The sequence below is a fragment of the Maribacter sp. PR66 genome, from assembly GCF_028464205.1.
Classification (GTDB): Bacteria; Bacteroidota; Bacteroidia; order Flavobacteriales; family Flavobacteriaceae; genus Maribacter; species Maribacter flavus.
In genome coordinates this window covers 556882-572297 of the sequence record NZ_JAQPCH010000001.1, presented here as the reverse complement: position 1 = coordinate 572297, position 15416 = coordinate 556882, and the positions used below count along the sequence as shown (strand labels likewise).

17 protein-coding genes are annotated in these 15416 nt (G+C 43.0%); all 17 read left to right on the top strand.

Annotated features, from left to right (window positions below; translation table 11 throughout):
- The first annotated feature begins 50 nt into the window (after positions 1–50).
- The 17 genes from porW (at position 51) to PP181_RS17685 (ending at position 15153) form a co-directional block, all read left to right on the top strand.
- On the top strand, positions 51–2606 hold the full coding sequence (gene porW, locus PP181_RS02495) for a type IX secretion system periplasmic lipoprotein PorW/SprE (RefSeq protein WP_442915268.1): 2556 nt from the start codon (positions 51–53) through the stop codon (positions 2604–2606).
- Between the two features lie 3 nt (positions 2607–2609).
- On the top strand, positions 2610–3044 hold the full coding sequence (locus PP181_RS02490) for a bactofilin family protein (protein WP_138256604.1): 435 nt from the start codon (positions 2610–2612) through the stop codon (positions 3042–3044).
- Complete coding sequence (locus PP181_RS02485) at positions 3022–3246, top strand: AtpZ/AtpI family protein (protein ID WP_138256603.1); 225 nt, start codon at positions 3022–3024, stop codon at positions 3244–3246. The genes PP181_RS02490 and PP181_RS02485 overlap by 23 nt, the downstream gene beginning before the upstream one ends.
- A gap of 4 nt (positions 3247–3250) precedes the next feature.
- On the top strand, positions 3251–3634 hold the full coding sequence (locus PP181_RS02480) for a DUF6168 family protein (protein ID WP_272635853.1): 384 nt from the start codon (positions 3251–3253) through the stop codon (positions 3632–3634).
- Between the two features lie 94 nt (positions 3635–3728).
- Positions 3729–4907, top strand: coding sequence for a F0F1 ATP synthase subunit A (atpB, locus tag PP181_RS02475; RefSeq protein ID WP_272635852.1), 1179 nt, complete (start codon positions 3729–3731; stop codon positions 4905–4907).
- 35 nt (positions 4908–4942) lie between these two features.
- Positions 4943–5131: an ATP synthase F0 subunit C gene (gene atpE, locus PP181_RS02470; RefSeq protein ID WP_013993139.1), complete on the top strand. Its 189-nt coding sequence runs from the start codon at positions 4943–4945 to the stop codon at positions 5129–5131.
- Between the two features lie 87 nt (positions 5132–5218).
- Entirely contained in the window at positions 5219–5719 is a 501-nt protein-coding gene (locus tag PP181_RS02465) for a F0F1 ATP synthase subunit B (protein WP_154917682.1), read from the top strand.
- Between the two features lies 1 nt (position 5720).
- Positions 5721–6260, top strand: a complete 540-nt coding sequence (atpH, locus tag PP181_RS02460) for an ATP synthase F1 subunit delta (RefSeq protein WP_272635849.1) — start codon at positions 5721–5723, stop codon at positions 6258–6260.
- 65 nt (positions 6261–6325) lie between these two features.
- Positions 6326–7906: a F0F1 ATP synthase subunit alpha gene (gene atpA, locus PP181_RS02455; protein WP_138256598.1), complete on the top strand. Its 1581-nt coding sequence runs from the start codon at positions 6326–6328 to the stop codon at positions 7904–7906.
- Positions 7907–7997: 91 nt separating this feature from the next.
- A complete protein-coding gene (gene atpG, locus PP181_RS02450) occupies positions 7998–8858 on the top strand; it encodes an ATP synthase F1 subunit gamma (protein WP_154917680.1) in 861 nt (286 codons plus the stop codon).
- Positions 8859–8952: 94 nt separating this feature from the next.
- Positions 8953–10197: a TCR/Tet family MFS transporter gene (locus PP181_RS02445; protein ID WP_272635848.1), complete on the top strand. Its 1245-nt coding sequence runs from the start codon at positions 8953–8955 to the stop codon at positions 10195–10197.
- Between the two features lie 80 nt (positions 10198–10277).
- Positions 10278–11735, top strand: a complete 1458-nt coding sequence (locus PP181_RS02440; protein WP_272635847.1) for a lipopolysaccharide biosynthesis protein — start codon at positions 10278–10280, stop codon at positions 11733–11735.
- Positions 11736–11753: 18 nt separating this feature from the next.
- Complete coding sequence (gene dut / locus PP181_RS02435) at positions 11754–12188, top strand: dUTP diphosphatase (RefSeq protein ID WP_154917677.1); 435 nt, start codon at positions 11754–11756, stop codon at positions 12186–12188.
- Between the two features lie 26 nt (positions 12189–12214).
- On the top strand, positions 12215–13135 hold the full coding sequence (locus PP181_RS02430) for a tetratricopeptide repeat protein (RefSeq protein WP_272635846.1): 921 nt from the start codon (positions 12215–12217) through the stop codon (positions 13133–13135).
- Positions 13135–13923 carry a DUF4292 domain-containing protein gene (locus PP181_RS02425; RefSeq protein WP_272635845.1) on the top strand — a complete coding sequence of 263 codons (789 nt, stop codon included), beginning with the start codon at positions 13135–13137 and terminating at the stop codon, positions 13921–13923. Before PP181_RS02430 ends, PP181_RS02425 begins: the two co-directional genes overlap by 1 nt.
- A 4-nt stretch (positions 13924–13927) precedes the next feature.
- Positions 13928–14623 (top strand): murein hydrolase activator EnvC family protein, encoded by a 696-nt coding sequence (locus PP181_RS17690; protein WP_330072450.1) that lies wholly within the window; start codon positions 13928–13930, stop codon positions 14621–14623.
- A complete protein-coding gene (locus PP181_RS17685; RefSeq protein WP_330072449.1) occupies positions 14548–15153 on the top strand; it encodes a murein hydrolase activator EnvC family protein in 606 nt (201 codons plus the stop codon). The genes PP181_RS17690 and PP181_RS17685 overlap by 76 nt, the downstream gene beginning before the upstream one ends.
- Positions 15154–15416 lie beyond the last annotated feature (263 nt).

The following is a 15416-nucleotide window of genomic DNA, read 5'->3' as shown; positions in this document are numbered from 1 at the left end:
TAATAATATGGATGTTTTTCAGTTATGCATACATACGTAGACCGTCTATTTTGAACTACAGAAACAAACTTTTTTTATCGCTTATTCTAGGAACCGTACTCTTCAATGCCTGTTCCACGAAAAAGGACGCCTTTATAAATCGCAATTGGCACGCCTTGAATACCAAGTACAATACTCTGTACAACGGCAATATCGCTTTTGAAGAGGGTAGGGCCACGTTGAACGATTCCTACAAGGACGATTATTGGGAAATACTGCCCATAGAGCGTTTGGAGGTATCGGGAGAGGTTAAATTGGATTCGGAGGATAACAACCCAAACTTTATTATTGCCGAGGAAAAGGCGACCAAGGCCATCCAGAAGCATAGCATGGACATCAAGGACGAGGAACGCAATCCGCAGACCGATGAGGCCTTTTTGTTGTTGGGCAAGGCCCGCTATTTTGATGAACGTTACATCCCGGCATTGGAATCCTTTAATTATATCCTCAACAAATACACGGAAAGCAATAAGCTGAACGAAGCCAGTATTTGGCGGGAAAAGGTAAATATCAGGCTCGAAAATGAGGAGCTGGCCATCAAGAACCTAAAGCGGTTGATGAAGTTTGAGACCCTAAAGGACCAGGAATATGCGGATGCCCGGGCCATGCTCGCACAGGCCTACATCAACCTGAACGCGCCGGATACGGCCATTCAACAATTAAAGGTGGCCTCCTATTACACCAAAAAGAATCCGGAGAAAGGCCGATATTATTATATCATTGGGCAATTGTACAATCAGTTGGGCTATAAGGACAGTGCCAATTATGCCTTTGATAAGGTGATCGACCTCAATAGAAAATCGCCCAGGGTGTATATGATCAATGCCGAAATCCAAAAAATAAGGAATACGGCCATCACTTCCGAAAATCAGGAGGAAATGCTGGAGTACCTGACGGAGTTGGAGGAGAACAGGGAAAATAGGCCCTTCTTGGACAAAATTTATAGGCAAATAGCCGAATTCCATTTGGGACAAGGCTCCGATAGTCTGGCGTTGGCCTATTTCAATAAATCGCTACGGGCCACGCAGAACGAGCCAAAACTGAACGCCCTCAATTATGAAAATCTGGCTGAATACAATTTCGACGAAAATCAGTACAAAAATGCCGGAGCCTACTATGATAGTGTGCTTGTGAATTTGGATGAAAACACCAAAAAGTACCGTACCATCAAAAAGAAATTGGACAATCTTGAGGACGTGATAAAATATGAGGATATTGTTCAGTATACCGATAGTGTCATAACCATCTACGAAATGCCCATAGACGACCGGATTGCCTATTTTGAAAAGCATATAGCCGATTTGCAAGCGGCCAAGGAAGCGGCACAGAAAAAGGAACGGGACAAGTTGACCGATGGTTTTGCGGCCTTCGCCAAATCCAAGGGAGGCAAGGAGAACCAAGGTAAATTCTACTTTTACAATATTACCAGCCTGGGATACGGACAGAACGATTTTAAGAACCGATGGGGCAATAGGGAACTGGCCGATGACTGGCGTTGGTCCAACAAAGCGGTTTCCAATATATCCGAAGCTACGGGAGAGGCCATAGCGGCAAATAACAATCCGGATGCTGCGGTTACAGAGGATGAAAAGTTCTCTTTGGACTTTTATATGGATAGGGTTCCTAAGGAGGAAACCGTAATAGATAGCCTTAAAACGGAACGAAATTTTGCCAATTATCAGTTGGGCCTTATTTATAAGGAAAAGTTCAATGAAAACTTGTTGGCTGCAGAAAAGCTTGAAAATGTGCTGGCGTCCAATCCGGAAGAGCGTTTGATCCTTCCCTCCAAATACAATCTGTATAAAATTTACGAGGCGGAAAACAGTCCGTTGATGGCTTCCATGAAGGCGGATATCATTGCAAACCATGCCGGTTCCCGTTATGCGGAGATTTTATTGAACCCACAGGCAGAGCTTGCCGATGATAGTGACAGTCCGGAAAACAGGTACCAACTTTTGTTCAAGAAATTTCAGGACCAGCAGTTTTTACAGGTTATCACGGGTTCGGAGGAAAATATAAATCGGTTTACTGGAGACCCCATCGTGCCAAAGTTCGAAATGTTGAAGGCCAATGCCATTGGTAGGTTGCAGGGATTTGAAGAATTTAAGGAAGCCCTCAACTATGTGGCGCTTACCTATCCAAACAGCCCCGAAGGCAAAAAGGCGGAACAGATGGTGGCGGAGCAACTTCCCAAACTGGAACCCACGGAATTTTCGCCTGAAACGGGCTCCACGGGAACATCGAACTGGAAAGTGGTCTTTCCGTTCAAGAGGAGCAATAATGACAAGGCGTTGAAATTGATGGAGCTCTTGGAAAAGTCCATTGTAGATTTAAAATACAAGAACATCGTATCCAAGGACATATACAATCTGGAAGACCAATTTGTGGTGGTCCACGGTTTCAAATCCAAGGACTTTGCATTGGGCTATTCGGAACTTTTAAAAAACAATAAGGATTACCGGGTGGCTGATGAGAATTTCGTAATTTTATCGGACAACTATAAAATAATCCAAGTACATAAGAATTTAGAGGCATACAGAAATACACTTTTAACCCCAAAACCTTGAACAATGTTTTCAGATAAACAAAAACCTAGAACTATGAGCGAAATAGGAGGACAACCAAACAGAATCGAAAAGAATACGAAAATAAAAGGGGATATCATCTCCGAAGCGGATTTCCGGATTGACGGCAAGCTGGATGGCAATGTGAAGACTTCCGGCAAGGTGGTCATTGGAAAGGATGGGTATATCCATGGTAAGGTGGAATGTGTAAATGCCGATATAGAAGGCAGTTTCAATGGGGAGCTTTTGGTGTCCGACCTACTTTCCCTAAAATCTTCCGCAGTAATTGAAGGAACGGTATCCGTTTCCAAATTGGCCGTAGAGCCCGGGGCTACTTTCAACGCTTCCTGTACCATGGGCGGAGGAAAGGCCGGAGCTAGCAATTCTGGAAGTTTTAAACCTTCCATGAACACAAAAAATGAGCCAGCAAAAGCCTCGTAACGATTCCAATTTATTGCGCACCGCGGCAAGTCTTTCCGGGATTGCCATACAAATGGGCGCAACCATATATTTGGGGAATTTATTGGGCGCCTGGCTGGATGAAAAATTTCAAAAAACCTTTTTAGAGGATACCATTACCTTACTTGCCGTATTTTTGTCCATATATCTGGTCATTAAAAAGGTGATGTCCTTAAATAAATAGGCAATTGTTCAGAAAGATTCTTTTATATACGATCGTGTTCACAATGGTGGGCACGATTTCTTTTTTGGGCCAAACGTTTTTGATGGACCTGGAAACTGACTTTTTACACTTGTTGGAACAGTCCTATATATTCCATTTTTTCTTCTCTTTACTGTTGGTAATTGCCTTTCAAATCCTTTCAAAAAATCAAAAAGTCTTTGAACAATTGGGTTTTTTGTATATCGGGATGTTAGTTTTCAAGATTGTGGTTTTTACCGCTATGTTCTTTCCGCAACTCATGGGAGATCAACCACTTCCCCATTTTTACAGGGCTATGATGCTACTTCCTACTATTATATTCTTGACTTTGGAAGTGATTTTTGTTTCAAAAATCATGCGTGAAAAATAAGGTCGAATTTTAAGCCTTTAAAATTCTTTGTATTACATCTAGATTGACTACTTTTGCGCAAATTTTCAGGAGCATAATTTTTGATAAAGAAATAATGAAGGAAGTTTCCAAAGTGATAAGAAATCTAGTATTGTTTACGGCAATAGTAAGTTCACTCCAAAGTTTTGCGTTCTCCGAAGGTCAAGATGAAGGTGCTGTTGACACGAAAGAGGAAGTATCGGAATATATAAATCACCACATCAAGGACTCCCACGACTTCCATTTGTTCTCCTATACAAACGATGAAGGCGAAAGAAAACACGTAGGTTTTCCGTTACCCGTAATCGTTTGGTCCAGTAATGGCTTGGCTACTTTTATGTCCTCTGAATTTCATCACGATGACAATGGCGAGGTAATCGTGGAAAAAAACGGTTCCAAATTTGTAAAACTGCACAGTAAAATTTACGAGTTGGAAGCTGGTGCCACATCGGTAAACCTGGATGAGAGCCATCACGCGACCAATGCACACAAGGTGTTGGATTTTTCCATTACTAAAAGTGTTGTTGGAATTCTATTGGTTGGGTTGTTCATGTTGTGGGCCTTCTCCTCTTTGGCTAGACAGTATAAAAACAAAAGCGTACCCACAGGTTTTGGCCGTGTATTGGAACCTTTGGTCATTTATGTTAGGGACGAGATCGCCAAGCCAAACATCGGTGAAAAAAAATACAGACAGTTTACGGGGTATCTACTTACCGTATTCTTTTTTATATGGATATTGAACCTATTGGGGCTTACGCCTTTTGGGTTTAATGTTACGGGACAGTTGGCAGTTACTGCAGCTTTGGCTATTCTCACGTTAATAATATATACATTTAGTGGAAACAAGGACTACTGGATGCACATGTTATGGATGCCCGGGGTACCCGTTTTGATCAGACCGGTCTTGGCCATCATCGAATTGGCGGGTGCCTTTTTGATCAAACCTTTTTCGTTATTGGTCCGATTGTTTGCGAATATATCTGCGGGGCACATTGTGGTAATGAGCTTGATCGCCATTATGTTCACCCTTAAGGATAGTTTGGGAGTGGCAGGAGCTACCGGACTTTCATTGATATTGTCGTTTTTCATAACCCTTATCGAGGTATTGGTCGCCTTTTTACAGGCCTATATTTTTACGATGCTTTCAGCATTGTTCATTGGGATGGCGGTGGCCGAACATGATCATGAACACCATCACGATTCCGAAGGCCATGAAATTCCGGACGAGGAAGATGTAAGGGCGGATTTTATTTAAGAGTGTTTTTAATTTAATATATAAATCAGTTTACTATGTACAATTTAATTGGAGCAGGTTTGATCGTAATTGGAGCAGGTATTGGACTTGGTCAGATTGGTGGTAAGGCAATGGAAGGTATTGCCCGTCAACCAGAAGCGACCGGTAAAATCCAAACTGCGATGATCATCATCGCTGCACTTTTGGAAGGTTTGGCATTCGGTGCCTTGTTCTTAGGAAAATAAGAACGTTAAGCCAAAAAGCATTTTCCTGCAACGGTTGGTTGCAGGAAGTGTTTTTTAATCATTGATTCGTATAAAAATTCAAAATAAATGGAAACATTAATAAACGATTTTTCACCAGGTCTATTTGTTGTACAGATCATTTTATTGTTAGGACTGATTTTCCTATTGGTGAAATTTGCTTGGAAACCTATTCTAAACTCACTTGACGAAAGGGAGACTGGTATCCAAGAAGCATTGGCTGCTGCAGAAAGAGCAAAGGCGGAGATGCAAAACCTTCAGGCTGATAACGATAGAATGCTACAGGAGGCCCGTGCTGAGCGTGAGGCGATGTTGAAGGAGGCCCGTGAGATAAAGGAAAAAATGATCGCGGATTCCAAGGAGCAGGCGAAGATAGAGGGCGATAAAATGATCAAGCAGGCGCAGGAGACCATTGAAAGTGAAAAGAAGGCGGCAGTGGCGGAGTTAAAAAGTCAGGTGGCTGAACTTTCGGTTTCCATAGCGGAAAAAGTAATCAAGGAGGAGCTGTCCGGTAAGGATAAGCAATTGCAGTTGGTGGAGAAGATGTTGGGTGACATCAAATTGAATTAAAATGAGTGATTCTAGAGCGGCGGTACGATACGCCAAGGCCATATTGGATTTAGCGGTTGAGAACAAGGCTACGGATGCCGTGGAAAAGGACATGCGTTCCGTGGTAAGCACTGTTTCCGATAGTAAAGAGCTTCGGGATATGCTTTCCAATCCGGTGATTTCCGGTTCGGCCAAAAAGGACGTTCTCAAGGAAGTTTTCAAAGGTTCCCATGCCATTTCCGAAGGGCTGATGAACATGTTGGTGGAGAACAAAAGGGTTTCCTTGTTGAACGAAGTCGCATTAAAGTATATCATTCTAAACGAATCGCTGAAAGGAAAGGACGTGGCCTATGTAACCACGGCGGTTCCCATGACGGCAGATTTGGAAAAGCAGTTGTTGAAACAGGTGGCGTCCATTACAGGAAAGGAAGTGACCTTAGAAAATAAAATCGATGAGAGTATCATTGGTGGTTTTATTTTAAGGGTAGGGGATTTGCAATACGACGCAAGCGTTTCCAACAAACTGAACAATCTAAAAAGAGAATTTACAAACAGTCTATAATTATATTCCAGCAATGGAATTTACCCGGAGTCTAGTCGACGGGATTATCTTAAACAGGAACAAAAATGGCAGGAGTAAAAGCCGCTGAAGTATCGGCAATTTTAAAGAAACAATTATCAGGATTTGATGCAACCGCTACTTTGGACGAAGTAGGAACCGTATTGCAAGTTGGTGATGGTATCGCTAGGGTCTATGGTTTGGCAAACGCCCAATATGGTGAGTTGGTGGAGTTTGAAGGCGGTTTGGAAGGAATCGTTCTGAACTTGGAAGAGGATAATGTGGGTGTTGTATTGCTAGGACCTTCCAAAGCCGTAGGTGAAGGAGCGACCGTAAAGAGAACACAACGTATCGCCTCCATCAATGTAGGTGAAGGTATTGTAGGCCGTGTGGTGGATACCTTAGGTAACCCGATCGATGGTAAGGGACCGATTTCAGGAGAAACCTATGAAATGCCATTGGAGCGTAAGGCACCCGGGGTTATCTATAGGGAGCCCGTAACGGAACCGATGCAATCCGGTATCAAGGCCATCGACGCGATGATTCCAGTGGGTAGAGGTCAGCGTGAGTTGGTAATCGGTGACCGTCAGACCGGTAAGACTACGGTTTGTATCGATACCATTTTGAACCAGAAAGAGTTTTACGACGCTGGTGAGCCTGTTTATTGTATCTACGTAGCTGTGGGCCAAAAAGCTTCTACTGTAGCTGGAATTGCCCAGACATTGGAGGATAGAGGTGCCATGGCGTATACTACGATTGTTGCCGCGAATGCATCAGATCCTGCACCTATGCAGGTATATGCTCCCTTTGCAGGTGCATCCATCGGGGAATATTTTAGGGATACAGGTCGTCCTGCTTTGATTATTTATGATGATTTGTCCAAGCAAGCTGTCGCCTATCGTGAAGTTTCCTTGTTGTTGAGAAGACCACCGGGACGTGAGGCCTATCCAGGGGACGTTTTCTACCTGCACTCAAGGTTGCTGGAGCGTGCCGCTAAGATTATAAATGACGATAGCATTGCCAAGAATATGAACGATTTACCGGAGGTATTAAAGCCGATGGTAAAGGGAGGTGGTTCTTTAACGGCCTTACCGATTATCGAAACACAGGCGGGTGACGTATCGGCCTATATTCCAACCAACGTAATTTCCATTACGGACGGACAGATATTCTTGGAGCAGGATTTGTTCAACCAAGGGGTTAGACCAGCGATCAACGTGGGTATTTCCGTATCGCGTGTGGGTGGTAACGCACAGATTAAATCCATGAAAAAAGTGGCCGGTACCTTGAAATTGGACCAGGCACAGTTCCGTGAATTGGAAGCGTTTGCCAAGTTTGGTTCCGATTTGGATGCGGCTACGTTGAACGTAATCGAAAAAGGACGTAGGAACGTTGAGATATTGAAGCAAGCCCAGAACGATCCTTTTACCGTTGAAGATCAAATTGCGATTATTTACGCCGGTTCCAAGAACTTGCTACGCGATGTTCCCGTTGATAAGGTAAAGGAGTTTGAGCGTGACTATTTGGAGTTCTTGAACGCCAAGCATAGGGACGTATTGGATACCTTAAAAGCAGGTAAACTGACCGATGAGGTTACGGATACGCTTGCAACGGTTTGTAAAGAGCTTTCAGCGAAATATAAGAAGTAAATTAAGAATGCTGAATGGTGAGTAAATACGAATTTTGGTTGCAATAGTCAAAAACTCATAACTCTGAATTCAGAATTTAGAACTTTAAGGAATGGCCAATTTAAAGGAAATACGTAACAGGATTACATCGGTGTCATCGACCATGCAGATAACCAGTGCCATGAAAATGGTATCTGCCGCAAAGTTGAAAAAGGCACAGGATGCAATTACCGCCATGAGACCCTATGCGGATAAACTAACGGAGCTGCTTCAGAATCTTAGTGCTAGCTTGGAAGGTGACTCTGGTAGTGTATATGCGAGCAATAGGGCGGTCAATAAGGTCTTGGTGGTTTCCATTACATCCAACCGTGGTCTTTGTGGTGCCTTTAACTCGAATATCTTAAAACAGAGCGTTAATCTTGTAGAAAACGTTTATACTGGTAAGCAAGTCGACTTTGTTGCAATCGGAAAAAAGGCGAATGATTATCTAAAAAAGCGTTACAATGTGATTTCAAATCACAATGGGATATTTGACGATTTGACCTTTGATAATGTTTCGGAAATCGCCGAGGATTTAATGGAAAAGTTTGCCAAAGGGGAGTATGACCGCATCGATATCGTGTACAACAAATTCAAGAATGCGGCTACCCAGTTGGTCATGACGGAACAATTCTTACCGATTATTCCTGCGGAAGGTGAGGAAGGAAGTAATTCAGACTATATGTTTGAACCTTCCAAAGCTGAAATCGTGGAGCAATTGATTCCTAAATCCCTGAAAACACAGTTGTACAAAGCTATTAGGGATTCCTTTGCCAGTGAGCATGGAGCACGAATGACGGCCATGCACAAGGCGACCGACAATGCCAAGGAATTGCGGGATCAGTTGAAACTGACCTATAACAAGGCAAGACAAGCGGCTATTACCAATGAAATCCTCGAAATTGTAGGAGGCGCCGAGGCTTTGAATAATTAATCAATTTAAAAAGTTTGAATAAAGACCCCCTTCGGAAACGTAGGGGTTTTTATTTGCACATGAGAAGACTTTTTTTCCGACTTTTGTCCCTTCCATGAAATCAAGAAAATCGGCCCTACTCTTTATTTTCGTCACCATTTTGGTCGATGTTATTGGAATTGGCATCATTCTCCCCATTATCCCAGATTTGATCATGGAACTAACCGGCGAGGGTACGGCCATGGCCGTAATCTATGGGATGTGGTTGACCACGGCATTCGCGGGAATGCAATTTTTGTTCTCGCCCGTTTTAGGGGAGATTTCGGACAAGTTTGGAAGGCGTCCCATTCTTTTGCTGGCATTGCTGGGTTTAAGTATCGATTACCTGATCCATGCCTGGGCACCAAGTATTACCTGGTTGTTCTTGGGAAGGTTTTTGGCCGGTATTACCGGTGCTAGTTTTACGGTGGCATCGGCCTATATTGCCGATGTCAGTACCAAGGAGAACAAGGCAAAGAACTTTGGATTGATCGGTGCCGCTTTTGGTCTGGGTTTTATCATTGGTCCGGGCGTGGGCGGGTTTTTCGGGGAGATCGACATCCGCCTACCCTTTTACATCGCCGCGGGACTGACCTTTGCGAATTTCCTATTCGGATTGTTTTTTGTGCCCGAATCCCTAACACCGGAAAATAGAAGGGCTATCAATCTTACAAAGATGATTCCCGGGGTCTCCTTATTTGCCCTCCGGAAGTATAAAGGAGTACTTCTGCTAATTTTTGCTTTCTTTCTGGCGAATTTGGCCGGTCAGGCCTTGCCCTCCACATGGTCTTACTACGGAATTGAACGCTATAATTGGAGTCCCAAGGAAATAGGGGTATCCTTGATGGTAGTAGGGCTTTTGGTAGCCATCGTTCAAGGTGTATTGGTAGGTGTCCTGGTCAAAAAGTTTGGAAAGCGAATTGTGGTCACGGTCGGTTTTTTACTGTGGACCGTAGGCATGTTCTTCTTTTCCCTGGCCTCGGAACCATGGATGTTATATGCCTTTTTAATCCCGTATGCCTTGGGCGGGGTTGCCGGTCCAACGGTACAAGGAATCATTTCCAACCAAGTTTCCGAAAAGGAACAGGGAAACCTCCAGGGTTCCATCACAGGTCTTGTGAGCATTACCGCCATCCTTGGTCAGTTGGTTTTCTCGCCGGTATTCTACTTTTTTATACGTCCCGGCGGAGGAATCTACTATCCTGGTGCGCCCTATACATTGGCCGCCTTTTTCTTGTTGGTGGCGTTTTTAATGGCATTTATTGCCATGAAACGATTGGAACTCTCGGATGAGCAGGCCCCGGTTCAAGTTGAAGATTGAACAAATGTGTTGATTGGGGGGAAATCCAACTTTGTATAACGAAGGTAAATAGGTACATTTAACACTTCAATCTAAGTTGCTTGAATCCGCTTAAAAAACTTTTTAAACAAACGGCGATTTATGGCTTGGCAACCGTGCTCCCGCGGATGTTGTCCTTCCTTTTGGTTCCCATTTATACCTCGGTCATGCCACCGGGAACGTATGGAGAAGTGACCCTTATTTTTACTTGGTTTGCCATCTTCAATATTTTCTTGGCCTATGGTATGGAAACCGCTTTTTTTAGGTTTTACAAGGATTCGGAGAACAAAAAGAAGGTAGTCTCCACGTCCTTACTATCGTTGGGGGGTTCCTCGTTCTTATTTCTTTTTATCGGTCTGTTATTTAAAAAGACAATTACCGCTGCCATCAATATAGAGGCCCAGTACATGAACTATGTGCTATGTATCCTAGTATTGGATGCCCTGGTAATTATTCCCTTTGCTTGGTTGAGGGCGAATGAAAAACCCATGAGATATGCCATGGTAAAGACGCTTAACGTAGCGCTGAACTTGGGTTTAAATCTGTTTTTTCTTTTAGTTCTCCCATCGTTGGCAGTTGAGGATGGGGCCGGTTTCTTTAACAAATTGTACGTGCCGGATTATGAGATATCCTACATACTGATTTCCAATCTACTTGCCAGCGCCGTTACACTGTTGCTTATGATACGGGTATACCTTAGAAGGCCGTATATTTTTGATGTGGATTTATGGAAACGGATGTTGACCTATGCGATGCCGGTAATGGTCGCAGGTATTGCCTTTACAATAAATGAAGTTTTTGATAAGTATTTGTTATCGGAATTATTACCGCCCGATATTGCCAAAATTGAAATGGGAAAATATGCGGCCTGCTATAAATTGGCCTTGTTCATGACGCTTTTTGCTACCGCATTTCGATTAGGAATCGAGCCTTTTTTCTTTAGCCATTCGGACACTAAAAATCCGCAGAAGGCCTATGCACAGATTACCAACTACTTTGTGGTATTGGGGAGTATAATTCTGTTGACCGTAGTTGTATTTGCCGATGTTTTAAAGCAACTCTTTATCCAGGACACTTCGTATTGGGATGCCATGTCCGTAGTGCCGATTATAATCCTGGCCAGTTTTTTCTTGGGTATTTACCACAACCTCTCTGTCTGGTACAAAGTAACGGATCGAACCAAGTTTGGGGCCTATATTTCAATGATCGGAGCCGTCCTCACCATCATCATTAATGTCGCCTTGATACAATACTTTAGCTATGTGGCCTCGGCCGTGGCTACTTTGGTTGCCTATGGCTCAATGATGTTAATGTCCTTCTATTTTGGGCGTATGTACTATCCCATACCCTATAATTTCAGAAAAATTATATTTTACTTAGGAGTTTCCATACTGTTTTCAATAATATCCTTCTATATCTTTGATAGAAATTTATTTGTAGGGATTCCTTTATTGTTGATTTTCTTGGGATTGGTGTACAAAATGGAAATCGAGAATTTGAAAAAGGTATTTGTCAAATAAGACTAGCGAACAATAAAAATGAAGATTAGGATAATCAACAAATCGGAACATGAGCTGCCCCATTACGAAACCGATGCTTCGGCCGGAATGGATTTGCGAGCGAACATTGAAGAACCAATTACCCTAAAACCGTTGGAGAGGGCCATTATTAAAACGGGCCTCTATATGGAGTTGCCTATAGGATTTGAGGCCCAAGTACGTCCTAGAAGCGGTTTGGCGGCCAAAAAGGGAATTACGGTGTTGAATGCACCTGGCACGATAGATGCGGATTATAGGGGGGAAGTCGGTGTTATTTTGGTGAATTTATCAAATTCCGATTTTACCATTGAAAATGGGGAGCGTATTGCCCAGATGGTGATCGCCAAACATGAGCGCGCCGAATGGGAGGTAGTAGAAGAACTATCCGAAACCCTTAGGGGAGCCGGTGGCTTTGGCAGTACCGGAGTAAAATAGATCTACGAATGACAAAAACAGTCCCAATGCTACTACTTATTTTAGGAGCAACGCTTGCCCCGGGGATTGTTTTGTCCCAAGAGGAAGGTCCCATCACCGAGGATGAGAGTGCGGAAGTATCTTTTGAGGAGTATTCAGATGAATTTCAGCAATATTTTTTTGAAGGTCTAAAACAAAAGGGTATTCAAAATTACGATAAGGCCATAAACGCATTTTTAAAGTGCAAGAATTTGGAACCTGAAAAGGAAGTGGTTTCCTTTGAACTCGCCAAATCCTATTTGTTGGACAAGCAGTATATCAATGCCCAGGAATATGCGCAGGAAGCCGTTTTGGAGGATCCGGAAAATTATTGGTATGCAAACACCTTGGCAGAGAGTTTGCAGGCCCAAAACACTACCGTGAGCACCATAAAAGGACAGATTCCTTGGAATAATCGGGAATTAAAATCGAACCTGGCCACTATTTATTATGAACTGGGAAACTATCAAGAAGCCAAGAGCATATTGATGGAATTGGAGAAAACGGTAAAAACCGAGTACCTTCAATCCAAAATAAACGATTCCATTGCAAAGCAGCGGACTATAACGAACAAGATTGACATATCTGAAAACAAGAGCGGGGATGCCGGTGATTTGGGTGCGTTTGAAAAGCGGATACAGGACTTGATAAACGCATCCAGGGATGCAAAAACACTGCTAGAGCTTACTGAGGAGGCTCTTGAAAAGTATCCCCTACAGCCCTTTTTATACTATGCGAATGGAGTCGCCCTTAAAATGGGCAACACCCTCAACGAGGCAAAGGAGGCCTTGGAGACAGCCTTGGATTATCTAATAGACGACCCGGTATTGGAGAATAAAATCTACAAGGAGCTTTCAGAGGTGTACGGTGCCATGGGGAATACGGAAAAGGCAAACGAATATTTGAACAAGGTGAAACCCGGATTTTAATGATGCAATTGAGTTTACGAACATATTTAAGAATAGCTACGGTATGTAGTTTCGCGCTTTTTGTCTTTTCCTGTAAAAGTGCCAAGGTAATTTCCGATGGTTCCATGGATGATCGGCTATCGGCAAAGTCCGTCGTAAAGGCCCACTACCAAAATAAGTTGGAATTCAAGACACTTACGGGAAGGGTCAAAATCGATTATTCCGATGGGGAGGATGAACAAAGCGTATCCGTAAGTCTACGGATGGAAAAGGATAAGGGCATATGGATCAGCGCTCCTTTAGGAATCGTAAAGGCATATATCACTCCGGATAGGGTATCCTTTTACAACAAAATGGACAATGAATATTTTGATGGTGATTTCTCCTATTTGAGCAAGCTTTTGGGAACCGAGGTGGATTACTCCATCCTTCAAAACATGTTGTTGGGACAGGCCCTTTTTGACTTAAGAAATGACAAGTTTGACCTTTCAATAGGTAAGGATAACTATCGATTGACCCCAAAAACTGCCGGTGCGCTTTACAAGACCCTGTTCCAAATCGAGCCCAAGAACTTTAAGATGGACCTACAGCAATTGTCACAGCCCCTGAAAAAGCGCTTGTTGGAAATCAAATATGAAAATTACCAACTTGTGGGGAAGGAAGCCATACCCAATGAGGTATCCATTTTGGCGATAGAAGAAAACAACGAGAACCGGATTCTTTTGGAATATAGAAACATAGAATTGAATCGTGACGTCAATTTTCCTTATAATATACCGAAAGGTTTTAAAGAAATCGTCTTGGAGTAGCGTAATGGTAGCAAAACAACATTGCAGTATCTTTTTTCTTCTTTTGCTATGGGGAGCACCTCTTTTATGGTCGCAAACCAGCGAGCAAAAGGCCTTGGAGGAAAAGCGGGAACAACTACAGAACGAAATCCGGGAAATCAATAGATTATTGTTATCCGAAAAAAGGGAAAGGGGCACGGTCCTGGACCAGATGGAGGCCCTCGATAAAAAAATTACCGTCCGTCAACAATTGATTCGGGTTACGAACCAACAGGCCAATTTACTGAATAGACAGATCAACACCAACATACGGAACATCAGTAAGCTCAAGGGAGAACTACAGGAAATAAAGGAGGAATATGCCAGGATGATCCAAAAATCCTATCAGAACAAATCCAAGCAGAACAGATTGATGTTCCTATTGTCCTCAGAAAGCTTTTATCAGGCATTTAAAAGGCTTCAATACATGAAGCAGTACACGGACTATAGAAAGGAGCAGGGAGCACAGATTTTGGCCAAAACGGAGGAGTTAACGCGTTTGAACATAGATCTAAACGAGGAGCGCAAGGTTAAGGAAGTACTGTTGGCCCAGAACACCAAGGCCAAAGATCAGTTGTTCGCGGAGATACAGGAGCAGAAGAACTATTGGGAACCATCCGACAGAACGAAAGCAAATATGCCAAGGCGATTGATGAGAAAAAAAGGGAGGCCCGCAAAATAGACCAACAGATAGAAAACCTGATACGGTCGGCCATCGCCGCCTCCAACAAAGAAGCTGGTAAAACCACTACCAGTGCCAGTAAATTCTTGTTGACACCGGAGGCGACCCTAGTGGCCAACAATTTTTCGGCGAATAAAGGAAAATTAATTTGGCCCGTTGAGAAGGGCATTAAAAGTCAGGGTTTTGGTATATACAACGATGCCGTATACCCTGGAATAAAACACCAAAGCAACGGGGTCGTCATTGCCACAGATCCTGGATCTAAGGCAAGGGCCATATTTGAAGGCGAGGTTATCGCCATTTTGGCGGTACCAGGTGGTAACAAAGGGGTTCAGGTAAAGCACGGTAATTTTATAAGTACCTACTATAATTTAGCCGAACTCTATGTAAAAAAAGGAGATAAAGTGAATATAAAAGATGAATTGGGAACCATATATACCAATCGGTCAAATGGCCAGACCCGACTTAAATTCTACCTGTACCAAGACACGGATAGGTTGAATCCAGAGGAATGGGTATACCGGTTGTAATTGGTTGGTAGTTAGTGAAAAGTGAATAATTTAAAGTGAAATGTATTTTTCTTTAACCAATAACCACAACCAAAAAACGAAACATATGAAATGAGCCATAACAAGTCTTGATACCCACTGAAACCAAAGGTTCACGAACACCCTTTTTGAAAATAGACAAACTTCGTGAGTAAATGGTTATTGGCGAAATCGAAGATTCATGAACACCGATGGTAGACAAACTTAAATGATGTGAATAATTACATCTGACCTATGAAAAACAA